We start from the raw sequence: 25,162 nt of genomic DNA, 5'->3' as shown, positions 1-25,162 counted from the left end.
AAGATTGTCAACCCCGAAAAAATTGTAATATAAACTGTTTTGTCCAATTCTAACCATATCTTGAAGCTTTCAGTTACTTGTCTTAAAGTAATTACGTATTGTTTGGTTTTGTTGGGAAATAAATCCTCTTTTAAGAATCTCTCGCACGTTATGATAGATTGCGAAGGGAGGAGTTAGAGATGAAAAAATCGATTGCAGTCATCCTACTCGGTTCGGCGCTCTTACTGCCGAACAACAATAGTGTTGAAGCTTCAACTATAGATAATAATGTACAGGTGCAAAAAGTGAGGTACATTCAATATGTCGGAGGAGAAGAAAGTCACTTTGACTTCAACAAATTACAAGCCCAAAAACAACTTTACTTTGGGAAAGACATTAATTTTGAGGATTACATTAAAGAGTTAATGGAGAAATTACAGGTACAACCAGCGCCATCGAAGCCGGTGGAAAAACCAACTCCAGTGCCACCAGCACCATCGAAGCCGGTAGAAAAACCAGTTCCAGTGCCACCAGCACCATCGAAGCCGGTAGAAAAACCAGTTCCAGTGCCACCAGCACCATCGAAGCCAGTGGAAAAACCAGTTCCAGTGCCACCAGCACCATCGAAGCCGGTAGAAAATCCAGCTCCAGTACAACCAGCACCAACGCAAGATACATCTGTTTCTGCTGTTGAAAGAGCAGTGTTTGACTTAACAAATGTTGAGAGACAAAAAGCAGGTCTTCCTGCATTTCAAATGGACAGTAAATTAGCTGAATCAGCACGTGCAAAATCAATAGATATGGCTACGAAAAATTACTTTTCTCATACTAGCCCGACTTACGGTTCACCGTTTGATCAAATGAAATCATTTGGAATTACGTATAGATCAGCTGGGGAAAATATTGCAATGGGTCAACGTTCAGCGGAAGAAGTTGTTAAAGGCTGGATGGAATCACCAGGTCACAGAGCAAATATTTTGAATGCGAACTTTACACATATCGGTATTGGTTATGTGAAGAACGGTAATTACTGGACACAACAATTTATTGGAAAATAATTTAAAAAGCTATCCTATTATCCGAAAAAGTTTCGGTTGTAGGATAGCTTTTTTATATTCATTAAACCTTATAGAGCTTTAATTTTATGAATATGTCTTAACCGAAGTCCGAGTGCAACAGCACCAACTGATAATCCAACAATTAGGCCAATCCAGTAACCATATGGACCTAAATCGGTATATTTTGCCATTAGATAACCAACAGGTAAGCCGATTATCCAGAAAGAAATAATCGCGGTTATGAACGTTACGTTGACATCTTTATAACCCCTTAGTGCTCCTTGAACAGGCGCCTGTATCGCATCGGATAGTTGGAAAAGGGCTGCGTATATGAAGAATTGCATAGATAAATTAATAATATTACGATCATTTGTGTAAATTGAAGCGATTTCTTCTCTGAATAGCAAAAGAATTAAAGTGGCAATAAAACTGAACAAAACGGCTATAGCTATACTTAGATAACTATAATGTTTGGCATCTAAAGCTCTCCCTGAACCAATAGATTGTCCAACTAGAATTGTTGCGCCCATAGATATACTTAGTGGAATCATATACAGTAATGAAGTAAAATTTAATGCTATTTGATGCGCGGAAATAACTTCCGTAGAATAATTCGCCATTAATAGTGTAACAGCAGAAAAGATACTGATTTCTGCAAAAATAGATAAACCAATGGGTAAACCGATAAATAAAATTTCTTTCCATTTTGTGAAATTAACAGCACCCCAACGCGAAAACAGTTCAAATCCACTGAAGGGAACCCGTTTCCAAGCAACAGCTAATGCGATAAAGAATACTAGCCAATAGGTAATTGCTGAGGCATACCCAGCACCTACTCCGCCAAGTTCAGGAAAGCCAAAGCGACCGTAAATTAGTAAATAGTTTAACACTATATTTATTGGTGCGGAAAGAAGGATAATAAACATTGAAACTCGAGTCGCACCAAGCGCATCGAAAAATGAACGTAGTACAGTGTAAGCGAAAAGAGGCACAAGTCCAAAACTCATTCCTTTTAAATATTGAGAGGCTATATTTCGTACTTGATCATCAAGCGGCATTGCTTGTAGCATTGGTGTAACTGCAAAATATAAAATTATGAATACGATGGCTGCAAGTAAGATTGAAACATAAAAGCCTTGTTGGACGGAAGGTTTAATTTCTTCTTTCTTCCGCGCACCTATAAGTTGCGCTATAATTGGTGTCAGTGCCATTAATATTCCCGCCAGACCAGTATATATTGGTACCCAAAATGAGGAACCAATTGTCACACCTGCAAGATGGTATGTATCGTATCGTCCAGTCATAAGAATATCAAAGAACGTTATCATGTACATGGCGACCTGCGTTATAAGAATCGGCATAACTATTTTCGTCATTATTAATGACTTTTTCTTTAGAGGTATCGCATTATCCAAATAAATCACCCTTACTTTATGTATGTAGATAATATTGTAACATGATTTCTTGCTATACTAGATAAGGTCCAAACAATATTTTACAATTCTTTTAGACAGAAGAGGTGGGAATAAATGAAACAACCAATTATTTTATTGACAGGTGGCGGCACAGCTGGTCACGTATCAGTAAATGAAGCGCTCATACCTGTATTTCAGGACAGTGGTTATGCCGTCCATTATATTGGATCTCATAATGGAATTGAAAAAGAATTAATTGCTGATCGACATACAGCAGTGGTCTACCACGCAATTCAAAGTGGTAAACTGAGACGGTATTTTTCGATGAAGAATATTTCTGACCCATTTCGTGTAGGTTTAGGAATTATTCAGGCGCTAACTATTATTAAAAAGATAAAACCTGAAATTATTTTTTCAAAAGGTGGATTTGTCTCGGTACCCGTTGTCCTCGCAGGTAAAATGACAAAGACTCCAGTTGTTATACATGAATCAGATGTAACGCCTGGACTTGCGAACAAACTTGCATTGCCATTTTCTAATCATATTTTCACTGTTTTTGAACAAACGCTAGATTTTGTTCCAAAGGATAAATCATCTTGTTCTGGGGCAATTATACGACCAGAATTATTTAATGGTTTAAAGAATGAAGGGTTGCGAATTGCTGGATTTAAAGGTGAGAAGCCAGTTCTGATTGTTATGGGTGGAAGCCAAGGTTCAGTCGCGTTAAATAATGCACTTCGTGAAAACCTTTCAGAGATTTTATTGAAATTTGATGTCATACATCTATGTGGTAGAGGTAACTTAGATAATGCGTTAGACAAAACAATTGGTTATTCACAGTTTGAATATGTCACAGACGGATTACCACATTTACTTGCTGCATCAGATTTTGCGATTTCTAGGGCTGGCTCAAACGCGATTTTCGAATTACTAGCATTGAAGATACCGATGTTACTTATTCCGCTCTCCGCAGCACAAAGTAGGGGAGATCAAATTTTAAATGCTGCACATTTTAAAAAATTAGGATTCTCTGAAGTTTTAATTGAAGAAGATATAAATGCGCAATCGTTTTTGAAAGAACTAGATTTATTTCAAAAAAATCGAGAAAAATTAATGTTAAATATGGAAAGTTCAAAAATGACGAAAACACCTGAAGAAATGGTAAAGCTTATTATGACTTACAGAAAGTAGTGAAATCTATCATTTTTTAAACCCTTTGGCTAGATTTAAACAATCAAAATGAAGTTTTATATAAAAAACGCTATTAGTTCGTGCTAAACCCTTTAAGTTCTGTTCTTAGCATGGTAAAATTAATAAGGATAAAAATTTATTTACACAACATGCCGACAGGTAAATGTGGAGGTCATTCGTAATGTCGAAAAATGTCGATGCTTATAGTTCCCCCTATGCAGAATTCACGGGACCTAATCTCGGGTACGTAATGGAAATGTATGAACTGTTCAAATCTTCTCCTGAACTAGTAGACGCAGAACTTGCAGAAATGTTTAGTCGTTTCGGTTCACCAAGCATGGATAATGGTGAGCAAAGTAAAGCAACCGCAACAGTTGAACCAAGTAATTTTGGTAAAGTACTGGCTGCTTATAAGTTGCAGGACGCTATCCGTACATACGGACATCTTGCAGCAGATATATATCCGCTAAATGATCGTCCAAAAGATTTATCCCGTATAGAGTTGTCGTATTATGGTCTCGTCGAAAGTGACTTAATAGAAATGTCAGCTTCACTATTTTTTAAAGACGTACCTGCACAGGTTGAAAATGGACTTGATGCAGTCAATTACTTGAAGTCTTTATACACGGGGAAAATCGCTTATGAATTTGCACATGTAATTGACGAAGAAGAAAGAAATTGGATTCAATCTAAAATTGAAAATGGCGAGGTTTCTGTCAACTTCTCTATAGATGACCAAAAACAACTACTTGACAGATTAACGAAAATTGAAGGTTTTGAGAAATATATTCACCGCACTTTTGTTGGTGCAAAAAGATTCTCTATTGAAGGATTAGATACGTTAGTCGTATTCCTTGATGAACTAGTTCGACGTTCAGAAGAGGTGAAGACTGAAAAGCTTTTAATCGGAATGGCGCATCGCGGTCGCCTAAATGTTCTTACACATATATTAAATAAACCTTATGAGATGTTCTTCGCTCAATTTTCAGGTGTTTCAGATGAGCCTTTTCTTCCAACTGATGGTTCAATCGAAACGACGCGAGGCTGGACTGGAGATGTAATTTACCATTTAGGAGCAACTTACAACAGTCCCTCTGGAATGAAGCGTTTTCTAGCTTATAATCCATCTCATTTGGAAGTTGTAAACCCTATAGTTACAGGTCAAACTAGGGCGGCACAAGAACAGAAGAATGCGCCTGGATATCCAACTCAAGATACAAATTCTGCTTATGCAGTAATTGTACATGGAGATGCTGCTTTCCCAGGGCAAGGTATTGTACCGGAAACATTTAACTATAGTAGAGTTCGCGGCTTCCAAACGGGTGGATCTATCCACGTAATCGCGAATAATATGATTGGATTTACAACTGAGCATTATGACTCTAGATCAACTCATTATTCTTCAGATCCTGCAAAAGGCTTTGAAGTCCCAGTCTTTCACGTAAATGCGGATTGTCCTGAATCAGTAATTGCAACTGCAAAATTTGCATTTGAATACAGACAAAAATTTGGTAAAGATATTGTTATTGACCTACTCGGTTACCGCCGATACGGCCATAATGAAATGGATGAGCCACTTGTGACGAATCCAGTTATGTACCACTCTGTTCATAAACACTCAACAGTACGTGAACTTTACGGAAATACTCTCGTATCTAAGAATGTCGTAGATAATGAGTTTGTTGAAAAACTAGATGCTGATACATTTAAAATTATGCAGGGCGCACATGACGTTGTTAAAGCGCATACCGCATCAACTGGTTCTAAAGGGAAAACACCAATAGAGATACCTGATGAAGTACTTGCAGGATATCCAGCAGATCTTCAGACGGGTGTTGCGGAAAGTGCACTTCGTAAAATGAACGAAGAACTTCTAGCATTCCCTGAAGAGTTTGATGTTTTTGGTCGACTTGTTCGCATTCTGAAAAGACGAGAAGAGCCGTTTAAAGGCAAAGGCAAAATTGATTGGGCGCATGCTGAAACACTTGCATTTGGTTCTATTTTACAAGATGGCAATCCAATTAGAATGACTGGTCAAGATGTTCAACGTGGTACATTTGCTCATCGTCATTTAGTTCTTCATGATGAGAAGACAGGTAAGGAACTTCTGCCACTGCATCATATAAGTGACGCAAAAGCATCATTTGATGTTTATAATAGTCCACTTTCTGAAGCGGCTATTGTTGGCTATGAATTTGGCTATAATTTAGAAGAACAAAAAACATTGTCTATTTGGGAAGCGCAATATGGTGATTTTGCAAACATGGCACAAGTTATGTTTGATCAATTTGTATCGTCTAGCCGTTCTAAATGGGGCCAACAATCGGGACTTGTATTACTTCTACCTCATGCACATGAAGGGCAAGGTCCTGAACACACTAGTGCTAGATTAGAAAGATTCCTACAGCTATCGGGTGAAAACAACTGGACTGTAGCAAACCTTTCAAGTGCTGCAAACTATTTCCATATTCTTCGTAGACAAGCGAAAATGCTAGGCGATCTATCAATGCGACCACTAGTTATAGTTTCACCAAAATCATTACTTAGACATCCGCTTGTTGGTGCAGATTTAGGCGACTTAACTGAAGGGCAATTCCAAACTGTACTTGAACAACCAGGAACTGGTAAAAAGAAGACAAAAGTAGAGCGTATTCTTTTTGCAAGTGGTAAGATGGCAATTGATTTGGCAGAACGAGTAAAAGACGGTGAAGGATTTGATCACTTACACATTATTCGTGTAGAGCAACTATATCCGTTCCCAGCTGAAAAGATTGTTGAAATCATTGCACGTTATCCAAAAGTAAAAGAGCTTGTATGGGTTCAAGAGGAACCTAAAAATATGGGTTCATGGTCTTTTGCAAATCCTTATATACAGGAAATCGCTGGAGATAAAAATGTCTCCTATGTTGGTCGTAGTCGTCGTTCAAGTCCATCTGAGGGTGACGGCGCATCACATACAATTGAACAAAAACGTATTATTGAAGAAGCTTTAAGCCGTTAAATCGGAATGACTAGAGGAGGCAATTATAGTGGCAGATATTATCGTACCAGAATTAGCAGAATCAATTACAGAGGGAACAATTTCACAATGGTTAAAGCAACCAGGTGAAAGTGTTGAGCGTGGCGAATTTATCGTAGAACTTGAAACTGATAAAGTAAACGTAGAAATTATTTCAGAAGAAGCAGGTGTTATACAAGAACACTTAGCAGCTGAAGGAGATACTGTTTTAGTTGGTCAAGTGATTGCGATTGTTGGCGAAGGTGCTGGTTCTCCAGCAGCTACTGCACCAACTTCACCAAAAGAAGAAGCTACTCCAGTGGCAGCAGAGAAAGCTCCTATTGTTGAAGAATCAACAGAGACTGAAGGGCATACATTAGCTAGTCCTGCAGCTCGTAAACTAGCACGTGAAAAAGGAATTGATCTTGCAGCAATTTCACCAGTAGATCCAATGGGGCGTGTCCGTGCACAGGACGTTGCAGCTCATTCAACTGCACCTGCTCCAAAGGCAGCGCCAGTTACAGCAACACCGACTGCAGCAGTAAAAGATGATGGTCGCATTGTACGTGAAAAAATGACTCGTCGTCGTCAAACAATTGCTAAACGTTTATTAGAAGTAAGACAATCAACAGCAATGCTAACAACATTTAATGAGATTGATATGACAAATGTCATGGCACTACGCTCACGTAAAAAAGATGAGTTTTTTGAAAAAAATGGTGTGCGTCTTGGCTTTATGTCATTCTTTACAAAAGCAGTTGTAGCAGCTTTGAAAAAGTATCCATATGTAAACTCTGAAATTGACGGAGATGAAATTCTTCTTAAGAACTTCTTTGATATCGGTATCGCAGTTTCAACTGAAGGCGGACTTGTCGTTCCAAACATTGTTGATGCAGACCGCAAAAACTTCGCTGAAATCGAAGCAACTATTGGAGAACTTGCTGGTAAAGCACGTGACAATAAACTTACAATTGCAGATATGACTGGTGGATCATTTACAATTACAAATGGTGGGGTATTCGGTTCTTTATTATCAACACCAATTTTGAATGGTACTCAAGTTGGTATTTTAGGTATGCATACAATCCAAAAGCGTCCAATAGCTGTTGGTGATAATGTAGAAATACGTCCAATGATGTATGTAGCTCTTTCGTATGACCACCGTGTAATTGATGGTAAAGACTCTGTAGGATTCTTGAAAATGGTAAAAGAATTACTTGAAAATCCTGAGGACTTACTTCTAGGTTCATAATTAATTAAGGGATCATAGTAATTATGATCCCTTTCTTTCAAATTGAAAGGCGTGATTTACAATGGATTTTAAAAATTGGCAGACATCACCCGCAATCCGAACTGTCGTTTGTAAACATGCAGACGCAGAAAAATATTTAGTGAATAGTGTCCTGACACCGGGGAAAGAGTATGAAGTTAAAAACGAAACAGATGAATTCATCTTCGTACTTGATAATACCGGAAAAGTCGGAGGTTATTATAAAACGTACTTTGATTAAAAACCAAACCGGTGCCTCCTTTGTGGGCATCGGTTTTTTTAATAGGGGGAAATCCGAAAATGAATACATTGGTTGAAAACGAACAAACTAAACGTACAGCTAAGCATTACGAAAAGGATGCAGCATTACTTATTCAGAACGGTGGTTATATTTCACCAGACGAATTTTTATGGGATGATATATTAATTAGTGTTGTATTGAAAAAACCAATCTTACTAAAAGGACCTTCGGGCTCCGGTAAAACCAAACTGGCTCAATCAGTATCTCATTATTTTCAACAGCCTATGCAAAGTATAAATTGCTCCGTCGACCTAGATGCTGAATCACTATTAGGTTTTAAGACAATCTTACAAAAAGATGGTGAAACAGCTATTGAATTTATTGAAGGCCCAGTCGTACAGGCAATGAAAAAAGGCCATATTTTGTATATCGATGAAATTAACATGGCAAGACCAGAAACTTTACCGATTCTTCATAGTGTTTTAGATCACCGCCGTATGTTAACAAATCCATTTACTGGTGAAGTTATATATGCACATGAAGATTTTACAGTCATTTCAGCAATAAATGAAGGATATGTAGGTACGTCACCAATGAATGAGGCACTTAAAAATCGATTTGTTTCTTTTTCGATACCGTATTTATCAGGTAATGAGTTACGCAAAGTGATACAAACGGAATATCCGAACATTTCATCCGAGCTCATAGACACTATGTTAAATATCGGGAATGATTTAAAGAAACAAGTGATGAATGGGCTTTTATCAGAAGAGGCTGCTTCTATTAGGAGCTTATTAGATGCGATTGGATTGTCAGAACACATCCCGGTAATTAGAGCTATTAGGTATGCAATTGCTGAGAAATTAGAAGATCAAATTGAGCGCAGATTGGTCATGGAACTTGTAGAAACTTGGGTGAAATGAGGCGATTGTCATCGTAAAGATGAATCGATTTATTCAATTTAATGATGAAACAGTTGATACGAAAACGTTACTACTTTATGAGCGGATAGGACGCGCATTGTCTGATGCAAATTATATTGAATTAACGGAAAGAAAGCTTTTTGAATTTCAACCTAAAGAAGGTATTATTTCAATGAGTGTCTTTTGGCGCCATCGTTCTGAAGAAATAATGCATCAAGGTAGACTGTCAGATATCTATTTATTGACAGCGGGATTCTGGAAGAGTTTTAGTTTAAACACATGGCTAGACTTTTCGCACAAATACGAACACCACCCACTTCGTAAATTTGCAATGGAACTACTTTTAATGCTTGAAGAATTTCGACTTATGGATAGTGTCGAATCTAATCGACCTGGTACAGCGACCGCATTTCGGATAAGAAAAAAAGCATATGTAAGTTTTCACAAAAATGGAATACATACAAATATCCAGCAAGGTTTTCTAACTGATGCATTGATAAATCAAGTCTATATTACATTGCATGGGGGCATGCTAACTGATTCTGTCATTGACATGGGTCCGATTAATTTTGATTTAATTAAGCGAGTTCTTGAAAATATTTATGAAGCTAAAAATACAGAAGATAATTCTAATATTGCATCACGTATTGTCTTGATTATTGAAGAATTTATCGATAGAGATTTAATGCAACAATATTATGCAGTAGGTGATTCGGTCATGGATAAAATTGAAACTTATCACTATCATGATGGTATTTCAGATGCTGAAAAAGGCGAAGATGATGTAAAAGAAACCATTGAAGAAGTGTTTAGATCATGGCATATGGAAACTGAAGAAGAAAATGGCATTCATCTTAAATTTGAGCTTGAACATGGTCGTTCCGGAAAAAGTGACGGAGGGGATTCTTCTTCTGGTGATGAGGATGCGGATGTCGATGAAATAGGATTCGGGAGTTCCGTGGGTAATCAGGATGAAAAAAGCGCAGCTGATGAAAGTGAAAAAGTTGAAGGACGAACGAATGAAAGAAAAGCAGGTAATATGTTCGGGAAAGAGCATATCAATGTTATATATGAGGAAAAACAGGTGGAAGTTCTAAATGAAGTGGAAAACCGTGAAAAGTTAATTCTTTGGAGAGAAGAACAAAAACCGTATGTGCGCTCTTTTGTAGAAGAAATGAAGAAAAGAATAGATTTGAAACAAGATGTTAAAAGAGAGCGGTTAATGATTGGCAGATTATCTTCAAAATTAACAACTTTAGTATTGGATGAACGGCCAAAACCATTTTATAGGAAAAATGCACCTTCTATAAATCTCGATGCTGTTTTTGGTTTATTAGTAGATGGTTCTGCCTCTATGATTGATAAACTAGACGAGACGAAGAGAGCAGTTCTTCTGTTCCATGATGTACTTAGGGAACTCCGAGTAAGACATGAAATTTCATCTTATTATGAAGATGCTAATAAAGCTTCAGTTACAGTACAACCTAACGTTTTTGGTCTCATGCATACTTTTGAAGACAGAGATTATGATAATGGAATGCCTATCTTATCATTTGATGCGTACGAAGATAATCGAGATGGTTTTGCAATAAGGTGGATGGCTAAAAGGTTATTAACTAGACCAGAAAAACATAAATTTCTACTTGTGTTTTCAGACGGCGAACCATCAGCATTTGGCTATGATAGAAATGGAATTGTGGATACAGCCGAAGCCGTTATGGAAACTGAAAAAAAAGGCATCTCTGTAATTCATTTGTTTTTATCATCAGAACCGCCATCGACAGATCAGAAAGAACTCTTCTCAATGATGTTCGGAAATAAAACAGCTTCTTCAAATTCTGTAGAAGGTTTTACAGACCAAACGTTGCGTATTTTACGAAAACTACTTGCGATAGTAATTAGGAATACGTAAAATAAAACAAAAAACCGCGCTTATAAAGGGCGGTTTTCTGTTTTTTCATGAACAGCAAGAAGTCTTTGTTTCAATTCTTCTTCCATACGTCCAATTTCAATTTCAGCTGCTTTTCGTTTGGCTCTGCCGTCAGCTTGAATAAGTAAAGTTTCCTCAATCGTTTGGATAAGATTCTCTTGCGTTTTCTTCAATGTATCTATTTCGATGATACCTCTTTCATTTTCTTTCGCAGTCTCAATGGAGTTTATTTTAAGCATTTCAGAGTTTTTCAAAAGCAAATCATTCGTTGTTTTAGTGACAAGTTTTTGTGATTCAACTGCCTTTTTCTGTCTGTTTAATGTAAGTGCAATTGCAATTTGATTTTTCCATAATGGAATAGATGTCATAATTGAAGCTTGTATTTTTTCTGCAAGCGTTTGGTTAGTTTGTTGAATCATTCGAATTTGTGGCGCACTTTGAATCGTAATTTGTCTTGATAATTGCAAGTCATAAAGTCGTTTTTCAAGCCGATCAAGGAATTGAACCATATCGTTTACTTCTTGGATGGCCATTTGATCATTAGATAATTCAGCTTCTTTACGCATTTTAGGGATGATTTGACTTGATAATTCATCACGTTTAATTTCGGCAGCCGCAATATAGACATTTAGCGCCTGAAAATAGGTCTTGTTTTGTTCGTATAAATTATCAAGCATTTTAACATCTTCAACCAAACCGCGTTTAGAGTGCTCGAGTTGAATACCGATTCGGTCAATTTGAGTGCTCAACTTTTGGTATTTTGTCATTGTTTCTTGAATAGACTTTGATACTTTCCCAAATAAACGACCAAGAGCTGATTGTTTCTTATCTGTTAAATCATCTGGGTCAATATCGCCGAGCCTATCCATAAGTTCCTTTAATACGTCTCCAACTGGTCCGATATCATTGCTTTGCACATGGTCAAGCATTTGGTGAGAAAACCGTGAAAGCTCTCCTTGTGCATTTGCACCGTAAGTGAGTATTGCCTCGTAATTTCCTACTGGAATTTGTTCAGCAAGTTGAATTGCTTTCGTACGATCTTCTACTGTCAAACGATCTATAAGCCGCTGTGGCGTATTGGATTGTACACTTTCAGTTTGCATTTCTTTGGAAAGTAGCGGTTCTTTTACTTCAAATGGATTATCAAGTAGGTCATCTATTGATGTTACCTCATTTTTCATAGCATTACTATCTGTCATGGTCTATATCTCCTTTCATTTCTAACACTGGTTTCTTTCTTTTCATTGTCACTTCAACAAAATCTAGTTCCATATTAAGCTTTTCCATATCCGATGAGAGTGCATTGCGTAAATCATCTTCAAGTTGAGAATTCACATCATTTAATGTTTCCCGCGTATTTTGAAGCGCAATTTGAATCTCCTTATCCTTCAGTGGTTGATTAACAAGATTTGCGTAATTTGAAGTGAGTTCAACTGCTGAATCTAAATGCGCATAGAAGAAATTTTCTACATCATAAAACTTATTAGGGTTTTCTTGAACGATTTTCAATATTTTCCTAGAGAGCATATTTATCTCATGTAATTGCCTAAATGCTTGAATAGATCGGACTTTTCCATAGTAACTATTTAATCTTTTTAACTTTGCTTTTGCAATATTCATCTGATTTTTAATATATTTATACTCTGAACGCGTTGTACCAAGTCTTTTTAAACTTGAATTAATTTGTATTTGCTTTATTGTGAACGAACCACCTAAGTATATAGCAATTAGCAGACCCGTAGCTGCAAAGAAGTTTAAGCTTGTACCTAGTAAAAAATATAACCATGAACCAAAGCTTACGGGTACTATAATAAATTGTCTTGTGAAATAATCACGGATTAACTTCATCGTTCAAACCTCCTTTTTGCATATAGCTTAAATACGTTTGAAAACTTAAAAGGTTTCATTTCAAGTACTATTATACCTTAGAAACGTTGGTTTCTGCTAATGATTCAACCAAAATCTGATTGTATAAAAACCCTTACAGAATAAGGTGAAGCTTCCTGTAGATGTGTTCGGTTTTTAATAAGACTTTTATAATTGGATTTTATCGAAAAACGCAATATTATTTCGATAATAATCATATAGCTTAAAACATCGAGCTGAATACGACTAATCAAACTATTTATCCGTAAAGCATTTATATGGACAATTACGCTCAGTTTGCTAAAATTGTAAGACATTCGACGATAGATAGAAAGCGTTGGATTGGAGGTTATTTGAAATGTTTGAAATTATTTATATGAAAGCAGATTATGAACCATGGTGGATGTTTGACGGATGGGAAAAAAAAGTTGTAACTCGTCAACTATTTCTTTTGGAAGATGATGCGAAAGAGTATTTAACTAGTAAGCTTGAAGAACTTAGAACAGTGCATAACTATGAAAACATGAAAAATGGTTGTTTCTATGCTTTTTGGTCTGATGAAGAAAAGTACTTTTGTGAAGCTTGTGATGATGATGCACAAATATATCATGGTCTGATTTTGTTATTTGATGATAAGCCATTTATAACTTAATATTAGTGAAAAAGTAAATAGAATTATTAATTTTATTGTTGACTATTTATTTAATACTGTTAGAATAGATACTATAATTAAAGAGTTTATCCGATTAGCATATTCACATATTACAAAAAGTAATCGGCATTTACGGTACTTTTTGTAATATGTGGATTTTTCATTATTAAACTCTACATATTATAAGTATTTATTATTTGGAGGTTTTTTACTTGAAACAAGGTACAGTGAAATGGTTTAACGCAGAAAAAGGTTTCGGTTTCATCGAAGTTGAAAATGGGGACGACGTGTTCGTACACTTTTCAGCTATCGAAGGAGAAGGTTTCAAATCACTTGAAGAAGGTCAACAAGTTGAATTTGATATTGTTGAAGGTGACCGTGGCCCACAAGCTGCAAACGTAATTAAAGTAGTCTAATCCAACAAATGAAAGAGGCGCCCATTAAAGGGTTGCCTCTTTTTCCTTTTATTTATTGGCTATCACCATCTATTGATTCTAATTCTGAAGCTACGATCATTTCTTCATCTTCTGTTTTCATTATAGATTCTCTTTTCACTTCGCCAAATCCTTGTACAAAATACTTTCGATTTATAAAGTCTGTGTCTTTTTGTTCTATTACAATTGCATGTTCAAATGTTCTAAAAGGTGTTTCAACGGTTGCGTCTGTTTCAATAATTGTCCAACCATCAAATGCAGTGCCTATTGAAAATGGTTTTTGCAAATAGATGCCAACAGGTTTCATTGCTTGTACCTCTGCAAAGGAAGGGATGTTCCCTTCATAATCTTCGGTAGCTTCTTCAAGAATATCTATTCGATCTTCCTCTATTTTGTAAGTCTTGCGAACAATTGAACCTCCATTACTTTCATGGACCACAAAGTAATTTTCATATGGCTGTACGGTTTCAACTTTCAATTGAGCAAATTCGTTACCAATACCTTTATAATTAGCGCTTGATCCTTCAGGAAGAAAAAAGTCTCGCATTTGTATTGTCGGTATTGTGGTCTCGGTTTCATCGCTTGTAATATCATCATTTTTATCCGTATCACTAATTTCTTCGGATGGTGTTTTGTCCTCTTCACCAGTAGGAGCACTATTATCTTTGTTGATAGGACTATCGCTTATGTCAGGATTTTTTGAGCAACTTGCTAGTAAAAGTATTAAAAATAGTAAGAGTACTAAGTAATTATTCCTCCTCATCCAAAAAACCTCCTTTTAATTATATATATACCCCAAAAATATAAGTTCATACACTTTTTATTTCAAATAAAAACCATCCCCTAAAAGGAGATGGTTAATCGTTAATTATTACTTTTTAGGGCTTTTCTCATTGACCCAATCAAGGTATTCATTATACGTCATTTGTTTGTCGAAGATTGTACCATCTTCACGAATTTCTAAAATTCGGTTTGCAACTGTTTGAATGAAATGTTGGTCATGTGAGGTAAAGACCATTGCGCCTTTATAAGCTATAAGTCCGTTATTTAATGCTTGAATTGATTCTAAGTCTAAGTGATTCATTGGTTCATCAAGTAAGAGCACGTTAGCACTTGTAAGCATCATTTTGGAAAGCATACATCTAACTTTTTCCCCACCTGATAGAACTGACGGTTTTTTGTTTACTTCTTCACCAGAAAATAGCATACGACCAAGGAATCCGCGTAAAAACGTTTCAGTTTGATCTTCAGGTGAATATTGACGTAACCATTCGACAAGTGATTTTTCCGAACCTTGGAAAAACTCATTGTTATCGATAGGGAAGTAAGAACGAGTTGTCGTAACGCCCCATCTAATTGACCCTTCATCTGGTTGTGTTTCTTCAGCTAGAATATCAAGCAATGCTGATTTAGCTAAAGGATTTCCAAGAAGGATTATTTTATCATCTTTACTAATTGAGAAAGATGCGTTGTTTATTAGGTTATTACCATCTATCGTTTTAGAAACATTTTGAACTGTTAAAACGTCATTTCCGATTTCACGTCCAATTTGGAAGTTAACATAAGGATAACGTCTTGAAGATGGACGAATATCATCAAGTTCGATTTTATCTAATGTCTTTTTACGAGATGTAGCTTGTTTAGATTTAGATGCGTTTGCACTAAAACGGGCAATAAATGCTTCTAGTTCCTTAATTTTTTCTTCTTTTTTCTTATTTTGATCTTGAGACATTTGAAGAGCTAATTGGCTTGATTCATACCAGAATTCGTAGTTTCCTGGATAAATTTGAATTTTACCAAAATCAAGATCCGCAATTTGTGTACATACATTATTCAGGAAGTGACGGTCATGTGATACGACGATGACTGTGTTATTAAAGTTAATAAGGAACTCTTCCAACCAATGAATTGCTTTTAAATCAAGATGGTTTGTAGGCTCGTCCAAAAGAAGTACGTCAGGTTTTCCGAATAAAGCTTGAGCTAAAAGAACTTTCACTTTATCTGAACCTTCTAATTCGGACATTTTCAAATTATGCTTTTTATCTGAAAGGCCAAGTCCTTGTAAAAGAATCGCTGCTTCGGATTCAGCTTCCCAACCATTAAGGTCTGCAAACTCACCTTCTAATTCAGCAGCTCTCATACCATCTTCATCTGAAAAGTCTTCTTTCATGTATATTGCATTTTTTTCATTCATTACTTTATAAAGTTTTTTATGTCCCATAATGACCGTTTCGAGTACTTCACTGTCTTCGTATTCGAAATGATCTTGTTTGAGGACAGCAAGTCGCTCGTCAGGATTCATGATGACATTTCCTTCTTGAGCTTCAAGTTCACCAGATAAAATTTTAATAAACGTAGATTTACCTGCACCATTGGCACCGATTAACCCATAACAATGACCTGGGTTGAACTGTATATTAACATTTTCAAATAACTTACGGTCACCAAACTGCAAACTAACATTACTAACTGCTATCAAAAAAATTCCTCCTAAATTCACAATGCTCCCAGTATAACACGAAACTGCTTCAGAATGTAATAGTTGAAACGGACAGATTGACTTTTTTAGTTTATTATAGATTAGAAGGTAGAAAGGAGTTTGCGGATGTCTCTAGAAATGAATAAAAGAAGTACCATTCTGCTATTAGTGACTATATTTGCAGTCTCTATTAACTTGCGGCCTGCTATTACTTCTATTGGACCAATGTTGGAAATTATTCGTGATGATTTATCTTTAACTAACACACAAGTTACACTATTAACTGGAATTCCTATTATATGTATGGGTATATTTGCAACGCTGTCACCAATCTTGAATCGTAGGTTTGGTTTAGTACGAACTATGTATGCGATGCTTATTATTATCGGATTTACAACACTACTGAGAGGACTTATTTCTGGATTTTTAATCCTAATTATTACGGCGTTTGTTATTGGCGTAGCGATTGCAATTATTGGTCCTTTATTATCAGCGATGATAAAACAATACTTTCCGCTTCATACAGCATCTGTCATAGGGCTCTATTCTTTCGGTATGGGGGTAGGTTCAGCTACTAGTGCGGGAATTACTGGTGTATTCTATCAGTCCACTGGTTCCTATCTTTTCGCGTTAAGCATTTGGGCAAGTTTAGCTTTCTTTGGTCTCTTTATGTGGATGCTCGTTTCTAAAAAGAAAATAGAGTTACGACAGAAAGTTCAGTTAGATGTAGAGCAAAAGAAACCTATGTCGCCATGGAAATCTCGTAAAGCTTGGTTATTTCTACTGTTTTTCGGATTTCAATCTTCTCTATTTTTTTCAGCCGTGACTTGGCTGGTTCCCATAGCGCTAGCATCAGGTATGTCCTTAATCAAAGCGGGAAGTCTTCTTGGTGTAACAACAATTGTACAGACTTTATTGAATCTTGGACTGCCGTTATTAATGAATAGGTATCCAGCTGGCGTATTTTGGATTTCTGCAATGTTAGTTTCAGGTATGGTGGCAACAGGATTATTATGGACTGGAATTGAGCAGCTAATGTGGGTTGGGGCATTTTTTATGGGTGTACCTTTAGGTGGTCTTTTCCCGGCAGCGCTTCTTTTACCTCTTGATGAAACCGAGACGGCTGAGGAAACTAATTCATGGACGGCGATGATGCAGACGGGTGGTTTTATCATTGGTGGACTTTTACCCTTAATTATTGCACTCGTTTATGATCAAACATCAGACCATACATATACATTTATCATATTCATGTCCTTGTTTATAGTACTGTTCTTTTTAACATTTTCCATTGGCAATAAAAAAGCCGTGATTGTCTAATTTTAAAAAAGAGAAAAAGAGCGGATTGTTAAACTTATCTGCTCTTTTTTCGATTACGACCAATGATTATCGATAAACTTGTCTCTACCAGATTGTGCACGGTCTTTTTCATAATGTTCCCGTTCTTTTTCGTGATAATCTTGATGATACGCTTCTGCGTGGTAGAACGTTTCAGCAGGACGGATAGGTGTTACTATTGGGGCATTAAATATATGGCTTGCTTCTAGTTTAATCTTAGATTGTTCTGCTATAGTAAGCTGTTCATCATTGTAGTAGAAAATGGCTGTTGAATAAGAATGACCCCGGTCTTGGAATTGACCACCAGCATCTGTTGGGTCGATTTGCTGCCAAAAAACGTCTAACAACTTGTCGTATGGGAAAACGGCTGGATCATATGTAATTTCAACCACTTCTAAATGGCCAGAGTCGCCTTTTTTTACGTCTTCATAAGTTGGGTTTTCTAAAATGCCGCCCATATATCCTGATACGACATCATGAATACCATCCCATTCTTTAAACGGTTTTACCATACACCAGAAACAACCACCTGCAAATGTTGCTTTTTCTAGTCCTTTGTCTTTCATTAACATCATCACCTTTCGCGTTTCATGTGTTTCTATCATAACATTTAGAGCTAATTAAATGCTAGGTTGCTTAATTGTTAGAATAAGGTAAATGATAGTTAATATTTATTTTAGTTTTAATAAAGATAATAATGATATGTAAATTTATTTATAGGAGAATTTAATAAAAGCTAATCTAGGGTACCAAATGGTATTCCTAGACCTAGCTTATTATTAACTAATATTGATAATAATTGGTGCGCCTTTTATTATGAGAGGTTACATAAGGTGCATTTTAATAGACAACTACTCATGCGATTAATAAAGATAGCTTGCTCCAATTATAATGAGCAATATAAAAAGTACTACAAGTAATGCAAATGATGAATTACCACCACGCCCTTGTTCATATCCCATAATTAACACCACCTTTTTACTAAGTCGTCTATGTAGCATATGTACATTCAGCCAAGTGCATTGGGTTATTTGACTTTATGAGCAAAAAAATATTCATAGAATATGCGTTCTTATCTACTAAAGAAAATTGGTTAGGAGGAAATAAATGAAATATGAATGGAATCGCAATGCGCTAATTGAACTGTTTAAGATTCATGCTGATGAAGTGCAGTCACTTTCTATGAGCGCTTATATGAGAAAAAAATTTCCGTTCCTAGGAATTAGAAGTCCTTTACGTAAGCAGCTGTTAAGACAGTATTTTGCCATTTGCGATATGCCTAAAGAGGAAGACTTTCTACATGAAGTGGAAGCGCTGTATGATCTTCCTGAAAGAGAGTTTCAATATATCGCCATTGCATTACTTGATAAAGGCAAGAAGAAACTTAGCGTAGCTAACCTTGATTTTCTAAAGTCTCTTATTGTTGAGAAATCGTGGTGGGATAGCATTGATTCGATTGCCCCCTCAATTGTAGGAAGTATCGTATTAAAAGATAGGGATGCTGGTGATAAAGTAATGACGCAATGGAGCGAGTCACATAATATGTGGTTAAATCGTTCAGCTATTCTTTATCAATTAAAATATAAAACCGAAATGAACGAAGAACTTTTGTTTTCTACAATTCTCAAACATATTGAATCAGAAGAGTTTTTTATTCAGAAAGCGATTGGCTGGGTACTACGAGAATATGCAAAAACAAATCCCGAGATTGTAGTTTCCTTTGTTAATTCAACAAACTTAAAACCATTGAGCAGAAGAGAAGCTTTAAAACATATCGTGTAAAGCTAGTCTTGCAGTATAACTTCAAAAACTATGTAATCGGAGCTTGGAATTCGATTACATGGTTTTTCGGATACAGTATTTATTACTCAAAGTAAACTATCGCGTGATTTTTAGATTAGCTACATTTCTCTGCAAAATATGTATGGTATAATATTACATATTAAATAGTGTTTTCAAGTTTTTGATTAGGCGTTTATATTGGAAGGAGACAACTGACTTTGAAACTAGTTTCGTGGAATGTCAACGGATTGCGTGCTTGTGTAAAAAAAGGATTTCTATTGTATTTTAAAAATATAGATGCAGACATTTTTTGTGTGCAGGAGATCAAACTTCAAGAGGGACAGATTAACTTAGAATTGGATGGGTATCATCAATATTGGAATTATGCTTTAAAGAAAGGTTATTCAGGTACAGCAATATTTACAAAAGAAGTGCCGCTGTCTGTAACATATGGTTTAGGGGATTTGGATTCTGAGGCGGAAGGTAGAATATTAACTTTAGAGTACCCTGAATTTTACTTAGTAAATGTTTATTCGCCTAATTCGCAGCGTGATTTGGCAAGATTACCGTATCGTTTGGAGTGGGAGGCGGAACTGAATGCGCATTTGACTGCTTTAGATAAGGTCAAGCCTGTCATTTTATGTGGGGATTTGAATGTCGCGCATCAGGAGATTGATATTCGAAATGCGAAATCTAATATTGGGAATTCGGGGTTTACGATTGAGGAACGAGGGCAGTTGAGCGCTTTATTAGCAGATGGATTTTTAGATACATATCGGTACTTTTATCCGCATAAAGAAGATTCCTATACTTGGTGGTCATATATGAGAAATGTGCGAGAAAGAAATATTGGGTGGCGGATAGATTATTTTATTGCTTCTAAGCGATTAAAGCCTATTTTGAAAGATGCGGCAATACATGCTGATATACTTGGGAGCGATCACTGTCCAATTGTTTTGGAACTAAAGGGTTAATTTCATATTAGAGTTATTTTGGAGGGGTTTTATGAAGCTTTTCTATAGAGGGTTTTATTTCTTTATTGCAGTTGCAATTGTTTTAGTTGTTTTTGATTACAGTAAAAATAATACTGTCGATTGGTTTGCAAACTTAGGAAGTTCTTTTGTATTTGTATTTTTCTATATGCTATTCGTTTGGTTTTTTAACAGTTTTAAACAAAAAAAAGAATCATGAAATTTATATAATAAAAGCTTCTGGTATAAACGAAACCAGAAGCTTTTGTTGTATGCAAATTAATCTTGATTCGCTGGAAATACAAAATCATCTTTACCGGCTTTAAGCCCACTTAAAAGCAGTAATATGACGCCGATTATGAACATAATCATTGGAATTGTCCAACCATTAGTTAAATCATGTAAATACCCGAATAATACTGGTCCAACAGCGGCTAGTAGGTAACCGAATGATTGTGCCATACCGGATAGTTCAGCTGCCTCGTTAGGTGTTCGTGTTCTTAATGTGAAAAACATCATCGTAAGTCCGAATGATGCGCCACCTGAAATACCGATAACAATCATCCATAAAGGAGTAAGAGATACATTTCCTGACAAAATACCACCGTATCCAATTAAATACAATAAAATAATTCCAATAACGATTTTGCGTTGATCTTTTATTTTATCCGCAATTATCGGTGTGATAAACATCATTGGTAATTGTGCTAGTTGAAGAAGCGAAAACATCCAACCTGCACCACTTGCACTTAAACCATCTGATTTCAGTACTTCAGGTATCCAAGCAGCAGAAGTGTAAAATAACAAGGATTGTAAGCCCATAAAAAACGTGACACTCCATGCTATTGGTGAACGCCAAATTGCACCAGACTTCACGGGATTTGATGAAGGAGCCGCCGTATTTACTAGCTGTTTATTTTTTAGTTGAGGTAACCAGATAATAATTGCGATAATAGTTAACACAACCCAAACACCTAAAGCGCCTTGCCAACCTAATTTCGTTCCACTTGCGATAGGTACAGCAATTCCTGAAGCGAGTGTTGCAGATATATTCATGGACATTGAATAAATACCTGTCATTAAACCGATATGTAAAGGGAAGCTTAATTTCAATAAACCTGGGAGTAATACGTTACCAAATGCGATAGCCACACCTATTAGAAATGTGCCTATAAGTAAAAGAATTATAGTTCCAGACGATCGAATGATAATTCCAACAGTCAGTAAACAAAGCGATGAAAATAAAGTGATTTCCATACCAAATCTACGCGATAATTTCGGTGCGAAAGGTGAAATAAGTGCAAACGCAAGTAGAGGAATTGTTGTAATAAATCCAGCCAATACATTGGAGATACCTAGGTTATCCCGTATGGGGGCAATAATTGGTCCAACTGTTGTAAGTGGGGCTCTTAGTGTGAAAGCAATGAAAATAATTCCGATGATTAAAAGCCAACTGTTCCTTGAGAAATTCAGTTTCTTTGTATGAAGTGTTGATTGTGTTTGTTTCAATTTGTTGCCTCCGATAATAAATTCATTCGTACTTGTTAAGGATAACACAATAATAAATGTAGTTAAATATGTTTAGGTAGTTACAGAATGTTCTATAAGTTACGATACTTTAAATCATCCTGCATAGATGAAGTTTAATTAAAAATCATTGACGTACCGTAATCTTAATAAATGTATTCAACCTTGATTATTAAACTTGTGAAAATTGGCACATACTGGAGTGTATATCATTACGCCCATCTTTAACCATGTTATAATATATACAATTGAATGCAACTAACTAGCGCCATACTCGTCTTAATATTAAGAGCGGTTTTGGAGGAATTATAATGGAAGAACAATTCGAAGAACAGATTTTAAAAAGAAGACGTAAGAAAAAGTTACGGTTTGGTAGGGTATTCTTTACTTTGCTAACCATCTCATTTATCGGCATCGCGCTTTATTCGATTGTTCAATATAATGCAGGTAAATCTCTTGCAAAAGGCAATCCGATTGATCCTGGATCATTTAAAGGCGATGCTATACATCCGAATTTCACATCTATTGAAAACTTTTTACTACTAGGTGTGGATGATGACGGCAGTGGTAAATCACGGACTGATACTATGATGGTTTTGTCGTGGGACAAGAGCGTCGGGTCTATGCGTGTTATTTCGTTTATGCGCGATATATATGCGGAAATACCAGGTTATAAATCATACAAGTTAAATACTGCCTATTATCTTAATGGCGTTCAAACAGTAAAAGATACGATTACTGGCATGTTTGGTGTACCTATTAATCATTATGCGATAGTAGATTTTAATAACTTTGAATCAATTGTTGATATTGCATTTCCTAAAGGTGTAGAAATAAATGTCCAAAAGGAAATGTCTGAGAAAATCGGCGTTACACTTACGCCAGGAAAAAAAGATTTAAATGGTAAAGAGTTACTTGGTTATGCGCGCTTCAGAGCTGATAAAGAAGGCGATTTTGGACGGGTTGCAAGGCAGCAAGAAGTAATTTCCGCAATGAAAAACGAAGCTACTAAACCTGGCATACTTACAAAAATACCTAAGCTTGCTGGTGCGTTATCAGGATATATTGAAACCGACCTATCGGAAAAGGATGAGATTATTAGGGCGATTACTTTTGCGTTAAAAAAAGGTGCTAAAGTGGAGACGATGACAGTTCCGATTGAAGGATCTTACTCATTCAATTCATACAGACATGCAGGCTCAGTCATTGAGTTAGATGTTGAAAAAAACAAAGAGGCGATATCGAGTTTTCTCGAAATGCAAAAAGAGTAATAATCAAAACAGCAGTGGAAGGGGGCTATTTTTATGGATAAAGGAGTTCCAAGACAATCGGAAAAACAGTTGCAATCGGAAACGGATCTTCGGACTGCTAGTGTAATCCGTTTTCTAGGCGGCAAAGGAACACTTTTTGTTCTTTTGTCTATTTTATTAATTGGCTTAATTATACTGATATTCAGAGAAATATCATTTGTTTTCTTTCCATTAAAGGTATTCTTCTCAACTGTGGTTTTACCGATTATCCTCGCAACAATAGGTTATTATCTATTAAGACCTATTTTAAGATTGTTAGAAAGATTACATATCCCGCGCCTCTGGGGTATTTTACTAATTTTTCTAGGAGCAAGTGGATTAATAACTTTGCTTGTTTTCTTAGTATTGCCTTTTCTAAAACTACAATTAAATAATTTATCAGCAGATTTCCCTGTCTATTTTAGACAAGTTTTGTTAGATGTAGATGAATTTTTCCGTGCCTCTATTTTTTCATCTTATTATAAAAGTTTAGATGTAAATATACTTACGCTTCTCGAATCTGCCCCTGCAAATGTCGGTAAGATGGTAACGAATGCAATTGGTGGGATAGCGGTTGGGGTTACTTCATTTGTGTCGGCTTTAACTGGTTTTGTTTTAGCTATCGTAACCGTACCTATTATTCTGTTTTATTTATTAAAGGATGGCGAAAAGTTACCCCAAGTGGCAATTAATATGCTGCCGCCACGTTTGCGAAAAGATGCAAGGATTATCTTCCATGATGCCGATAACCAAATCAGTTCATATATACAAGGACAGATTCTTGTTGCGGTTTGTATTGGTATAATGGTTTCTATTGGATTTCTCATCATCGGAATGGATTACGCTTTATTACTAGGTGTTCTAGCGATGTTTACGAGTATAGTCCCTTATTTAGGTCCTTTAATTGCGATTACACCAGCGGTTATTATCGCAATTGTAACTTCACCTTTTATGATATTAAAACTAGCGATTGTATGGACAATTGTGCAATTAATAGATGGGAAGTTTATATCTCCTCAAATTATGGGGAAATCACTTAAAATTCATCCGATTACTATTATTTTCGTTTTACTAACTGCTGGTTCGCTCTTTGGTGTTGTAGGAATTCTTCTAGGAATTCCCGGTTATGCACTTATTAAAGTATTTGTTTCGCATTTCTTTAAATTGTATAAAGCACGTTACAATCGCTATGTACCAGATAGTGAAATGCGATATCAAGATACTGAAACTTAATTATTTATTAATAAACCGTGCCTGTATATATTGGGCGCGGTTTCTAATTGCAAATTTTTGTTGGGAGGGATTTTGATGGACAATATTGTGCCTCTTTTTCATTCACTATTAAAAAGTCTTCGTAAAATACATAAAAAAGGTTGCGATGATGTTACGATTGTTCAGCATTCGATTATGTATGAAATCAGTCGGATTGAGACGCCATCTATGCAAATTATTGCAGAAGTCCTGGGCATAGATATCACGACTTTTTCAAGGCAGATTGGTACATTAATTAAGAAAAAACTAGTTATTAGAACTGCTTCTAAAGATGATCGTCGCATATATATATTATCTTTAACGGACGAAGGGGAAGATATTGTTGCGGTCGTTAATGAGCGAATAGCGGCTGATATGGAAAATATACTTATATCAATGAACGATTTCGAACGTGATACAATTATAAGGTCAATGCAAGTATTAACAGAAAAACTAAATAGTGATAAGTCTTAATTTCTGAATACTTGCAACATACAACTATTTCAAACGCCCGTGCTACAGCCTTACTGATAACTTTATTCATTTACTTGCATTATGCAAGTAAATG

The 25,162-nt window shown here is 36.0% G+C and carries 24 protein-coding genes; 16 read left to right on the top strand and 8 right to left on the bottom strand.

The window, feature by feature from the left end:
• Positions 1-179: 179 nt before the first annotated feature.
• On the top strand, positions 180-1,037 hold the full coding sequence (locus AC3RV6_RS09735; protein ID WP_489745844.1) for a CAP domain-containing protein: 858 nt from the start codon (positions 180-182) through the stop codon (positions 1,035-1,037).
• Positions 1,038-1,105: 68 nt separating this feature from the next.
• Here the strand turns inward: AC3RV6_RS09735 and AC3RV6_RS09730 are convergent, their stop codons facing one another.
• Entirely contained in the window at positions 1,106-2,413 is a 1,308-nt protein-coding gene (locus AC3RV6_RS09730) for an MATE family efflux transporter (RefSeq protein WP_489745843.1), read from the bottom strand.
• 153 nt (positions 2,414-2,566) lie between these two features.
• Between AC3RV6_RS09730 and murG the strand changes: the two genes are divergently transcribed.
• The 6 genes from murG (at position 2,567) to AC3RV6_RS09700 (ending at position 10,987) form a co-directional block, all read left to right on the top strand.
• The gene (murG, locus tag AC3RV6_RS09725; protein WP_489745842.1) at positions 2,567-3,643 is read left to right on the top strand and encodes an undecaprenyldiphospho-muramoylpentapeptide beta-N-acetylglucosaminyltransferase; all 1,077 of its coding nucleotides are present in this window, start codon (positions 2,567-2,569) and stop codon (positions 3,641-3,643) included.
• Positions 3,644-3,824: 181 nt separating this feature from the next.
• The gene (locus AC3RV6_RS09720) at positions 3,825-6,644 is read left to right on the top strand and encodes a 2-oxoglutarate dehydrogenase E1 component (RefSeq protein WP_489745841.1); all 2,820 of its coding nucleotides are present in this window, start codon (positions 3,825-3,827) and stop codon (positions 6,642-6,644) included.
• Positions 6,645-6,672: 28 nt separating this feature from the next.
• A complete protein-coding gene (gene odhB / locus AC3RV6_RS09715; RefSeq protein ID WP_489745840.1) occupies positions 6,673-7,893 on the top strand; it encodes a 2-oxoglutarate dehydrogenase complex dihydrolipoyllysine-residue succinyltransferase in 1,221 nt (406 codons plus the stop codon).
• 61 nt (positions 7,894-7,954) lie between these two features.
• Positions 7,955-8,152, top strand: coding sequence for a DUF6501 family protein (locus AC3RV6_RS09710; RefSeq protein WP_489745839.1), 198 nt, complete (start codon positions 7,955-7,957; stop codon positions 8,150-8,152).
• 59 nt (positions 8,153-8,211) lie between these two features.
• The gene (locus AC3RV6_RS09705; protein WP_489745838.1) at positions 8,212-9,075 is read left to right on the top strand and encodes an AAA family ATPase; all 864 of its coding nucleotides are present in this window, start codon (positions 8,212-8,214) and stop codon (positions 9,073-9,075) included.
• Positions 9,076-9,094: 19 nt separating this feature from the next.
• Positions 9,095-10,987: a vWA domain-containing protein gene (locus tag AC3RV6_RS09700; protein WP_489745837.1), complete on the top strand. Its 1,893-nt coding sequence runs from the start codon at positions 9,095-9,097 to the stop codon at positions 10,985-10,987.
• Between the two features lie 20 nt (positions 10,988-11,007).
• Here AC3RV6_RS09700 and AC3RV6_RS09695 read toward each other — a convergent pair whose 3' ends face one another.
• Positions 11,008-12,204: a toxic anion resistance protein gene (locus AC3RV6_RS09695; RefSeq protein ID WP_489745836.1), complete on the bottom strand. Its 1,197-nt coding sequence runs from the start codon at positions 12,202-12,204 to the stop codon at positions 11,008-11,010.
• A complete protein-coding gene (locus tag AC3RV6_RS09690; RefSeq protein ID WP_489745835.1) occupies positions 12,194-12,853 on the bottom strand; it encodes a 5-bromo-4-chloroindolyl phosphate hydrolysis family protein in 660 nt (219 codons plus the stop codon). The genes AC3RV6_RS09695 and AC3RV6_RS09690 overlap by 11 nt, the downstream gene beginning before the upstream one ends.
• A 376-nt stretch (positions 12,854-13,229) precedes the next feature.
• Between AC3RV6_RS09690 and AC3RV6_RS09685 the strand changes: the two genes are divergently transcribed.
• Complete coding sequence (locus tag AC3RV6_RS09685; protein ID WP_489745834.1) at positions 13,230-13,523, top strand: DUF1033 family protein; 294 nt, start codon at positions 13,230-13,232, stop codon at positions 13,521-13,523.
• A 212-nt stretch (positions 13,524-13,735) separates the two neighbouring features.
• A complete protein-coding gene (locus tag AC3RV6_RS09680; RefSeq protein ID WP_489745833.1) occupies positions 13,736-13,939 on the top strand; it encodes a cold-shock protein in 204 nt (67 codons plus the stop codon).
• 52 nt (positions 13,940-13,991) lie between these two features.
• Here AC3RV6_RS09680 and AC3RV6_RS09675 read toward each other — a convergent pair whose 3' ends face one another.
• Both AC3RV6_RS09675 and AC3RV6_RS09670 read right to left on the bottom strand, forming a co-directional pair.
• A complete protein-coding gene (locus AC3RV6_RS09675; RefSeq protein WP_489745832.1) occupies positions 13,992-14,720 on the bottom strand; it encodes a hypothetical protein in 729 nt (242 codons plus the stop codon).
• A 108-nt stretch (positions 14,721-14,828) separates the two neighbouring features.
• The gene (locus AC3RV6_RS09670; RefSeq protein ID WP_489745831.1) at positions 14,829-16,436 is read right to left on the bottom strand and encodes an ABC-F family ATP-binding cassette domain-containing protein; all 1,608 of its coding nucleotides are present in this window, start codon (positions 16,434-16,436) and stop codon (positions 14,829-14,831) included.
• A 126-nt stretch (positions 16,437-16,562) separates the two neighbouring features.
• Between AC3RV6_RS09670 and AC3RV6_RS09665 the strand changes: the two genes are divergently transcribed.
• Positions 16,563-17,756, top strand: coding sequence for an MFS transporter (locus AC3RV6_RS09665; RefSeq protein WP_489745830.1), 1,194 nt, complete (start codon positions 16,563-16,565; stop codon positions 17,754-17,756).
• A gap of 53 nt (positions 17,757-17,809) precedes the next feature.
• Here AC3RV6_RS09665 and msrA read toward each other — a convergent pair whose 3' ends face one another.
• Together msrA and AC3RV6_RS09655 are read right to left on the bottom strand one after the other, a co-directional pair.
• A complete protein-coding gene (msrA, locus tag AC3RV6_RS09660; protein WP_489745829.1) occupies positions 17,810-18,340 on the bottom strand; it encodes a peptide-methionine (S)-S-oxide reductase MsrA in 531 nt (176 codons plus the stop codon).
• Positions 18,341-18,637: 297 nt separating this feature from the next.
• Positions 18,638-18,736 (bottom strand): YjcZ family sporulation protein, encoded by a 99-nt coding sequence (locus tag AC3RV6_RS09655; RefSeq protein ID WP_489745828.1) that lies wholly within the window; start codon positions 18,734-18,736, stop codon positions 18,638-18,640.
• Positions 18,737-18,881: 145 nt separating this feature from the next.
• Here AC3RV6_RS09655 and AC3RV6_RS09650 point away from each other — a divergent pair, with 145 nt between their 5' ends.
• The 3 genes from AC3RV6_RS09650 to AC3RV6_RS09640 all read left to right on the top strand — a co-directional run bounded on the left by AC3RV6_RS09650 (position 18,882) and on the right by AC3RV6_RS09640 (position 20,747).
• The gene (locus AC3RV6_RS09650; protein WP_489745827.1) at positions 18,882-19,556 is read left to right on the top strand and encodes a DNA alkylation repair protein; all 675 of its coding nucleotides are present in this window, start codon (positions 18,882-18,884) and stop codon (positions 19,554-19,556) included.
• 218 nt (positions 19,557-19,774) lie between these two features.
• Positions 19,775-20,530: an exodeoxyribonuclease III gene (locus tag AC3RV6_RS09645; protein ID WP_489745826.1), complete on the top strand. Its 756-nt coding sequence runs from the start codon at positions 19,775-19,777 to the stop codon at positions 20,528-20,530.
• Between the two features lie 31 nt (positions 20,531-20,561).
• The gene (locus tag AC3RV6_RS09640; protein WP_489745825.1) at positions 20,562-20,747 is read left to right on the top strand and encodes a hypothetical protein; all 186 of its coding nucleotides are present in this window, start codon (positions 20,562-20,564) and stop codon (positions 20,745-20,747) included.
• A gap of 59 nt (positions 20,748-20,806) precedes the next feature.
• On the opposite strand, the gene AC3RV6_RS09635 is transcribed toward AC3RV6_RS09640, so the two are convergent.
• A complete protein-coding gene (locus AC3RV6_RS09635) occupies positions 20,807-22,036 on the bottom strand; it encodes a CynX/NimT family MFS transporter (protein WP_489745824.1) in 1,230 nt (409 codons plus the stop codon).
• Between the two features lie 329 nt (positions 22,037-22,365).
• On the opposite strand from AC3RV6_RS09635, the gene AC3RV6_RS09630 reads away from it, so the two are divergent.
• The 3 genes from AC3RV6_RS09630 to AC3RV6_RS09620 all read left to right on the top strand — a co-directional run bounded on the left by AC3RV6_RS09630 (position 22,366) and on the right by AC3RV6_RS09620 (position 25,068).
• Positions 22,366-23,325: an LCP family protein gene (locus AC3RV6_RS09630; protein WP_489745823.1), complete on the top strand. Its 960-nt coding sequence runs from the start codon at positions 22,366-22,368 to the stop codon at positions 23,323-23,325.
• A 33-nt stretch (positions 23,326-23,358) separates the two neighbouring features.
• Positions 23,359-24,576 (top strand): AI-2E family transporter, encoded by a 1,218-nt coding sequence (locus AC3RV6_RS09625; protein WP_489745822.1) that lies wholly within the window; start codon positions 23,359-23,361, stop codon positions 24,574-24,576.
• Between the two features lie 75 nt (positions 24,577-24,651).
• Complete coding sequence (locus AC3RV6_RS09620; protein WP_489745821.1) at positions 24,652-25,068, top strand: MarR family winged helix-turn-helix transcriptional regulator; 417 nt, start codon at positions 24,652-24,654, stop codon at positions 25,066-25,068.
• Positions 25,069-25,162 lie beyond the last annotated feature (94 nt).

The organism is Sporosarcina sp. So3-204 (assembly GCF_058068165.1).
This window is presented reverse-complemented; position numbering and strand designations above follow the sequence as displayed.

Coding starts and splice junctions, on each gene's coding strand:
- AC3RV6_RS09735 (WP_489745844.1), top strand. CDS start 180: ATGAAAAAATCGATTGCAGTCATCCTACTCGGTTCGGCGCTCTTACTG.
- AC3RV6_RS09730 (WP_489745843.1), bottom strand. CDS start 2,413: ATGACGAAAATAGTTATGCCGATTCTTATAACGCAGGTCGCCATGTAC.
- murG (WP_489745842.1), top strand. CDS start 2,567: ATGAAACAACCAATTATTTTATTGACAGGTGGCGGCACAGCTGGTCAC.
- AC3RV6_RS09720 (WP_489745841.1), top strand. CDS start 3,825: ATGTCGAAAAATGTCGATGCTTATAGTTCCCCCTATGCAGAATTCACG.
- AC3RV6_RS09710 (WP_489745839.1), top strand. CDS start 7,955: ATGGATTTTAAAAATTGGCAGACATCACCCGCAATCCGAACTGTCGTT.
- AC3RV6_RS09705 (WP_489745838.1), top strand. CDS start 8,212: ATGAATACATTGGTTGAAAACGAACAAACTAAACGTACAGCTAAGCAT.
- AC3RV6_RS09700 (WP_489745837.1), top strand. CDS start 9,095: ATGAATCGATTTATTCAATTTAATGATGAAACAGTTGATACGAAAACG.
- AC3RV6_RS09695 (WP_489745836.1), bottom strand. CDS start 12,204: ATGACAGATAGTAATGCTATGAAAAATGAGGTAACATCAATAGATGAC.
- AC3RV6_RS09690 (WP_489745835.1), bottom strand. CDS start 12,853: ATGAAGTTAATCCGTGATTATTTCACAAGACAATTTATTATAGTACCC.
- AC3RV6_RS09685 (WP_489745834.1), top strand. CDS start 13,230: ATGTTTGAAATTATTTATATGAAAGCAGATTATGAACCATGGTGGATG.
- AC3RV6_RS09675 (WP_489745832.1), bottom strand. CDS start 14,720: ATGAGGAGGAATAATTACTTAGTACTCTTACTATTTTTAATACTTTTA.
- AC3RV6_RS09665 (WP_489745830.1), top strand. CDS start 16,563: ATGTCTCTAGAAATGAATAAAAGAAGTACCATTCTGCTATTAGTGACT.
- msrA (WP_489745829.1), bottom strand. CDS start 18,340: ATGAAAGACAAAGGACTAGAAAAAGCAACATTTGCAGGTGGTTGTTTC.
- AC3RV6_RS09655 (WP_489745828.1), bottom strand. CDS start 18,736: ATGGGATATGAACAAGGGCGTGGTGGTAATTCATCATTTGCATTACTT.
- AC3RV6_RS09650 (WP_489745827.1), top strand. CDS start 18,882: ATGAAATATGAATGGAATCGCAATGCGCTAATTGAACTGTTTAAGATT.
- AC3RV6_RS09640 (WP_489745825.1), top strand. CDS start 20,562: ATGAAGCTTTTCTATAGAGGGTTTTATTTCTTTATTGCAGTTGCAATT.
- AC3RV6_RS09630 (WP_489745823.1), top strand. CDS start 22,366: ATGGAAGAACAATTCGAAGAACAGATTTTAAAAAGAAGACGTAAGAAA.
- AC3RV6_RS09625 (WP_489745822.1), top strand. CDS start 23,359: ATGGATAAAGGAGTTCCAAGACAATCGGAAAAACAGTTGCAATCGGAA.
- AC3RV6_RS09620 (WP_489745821.1), top strand. CDS start 24,652: ATGGACAATATTGTGCCTCTTTTTCATTCACTATTAAAAAGTCTTCGT.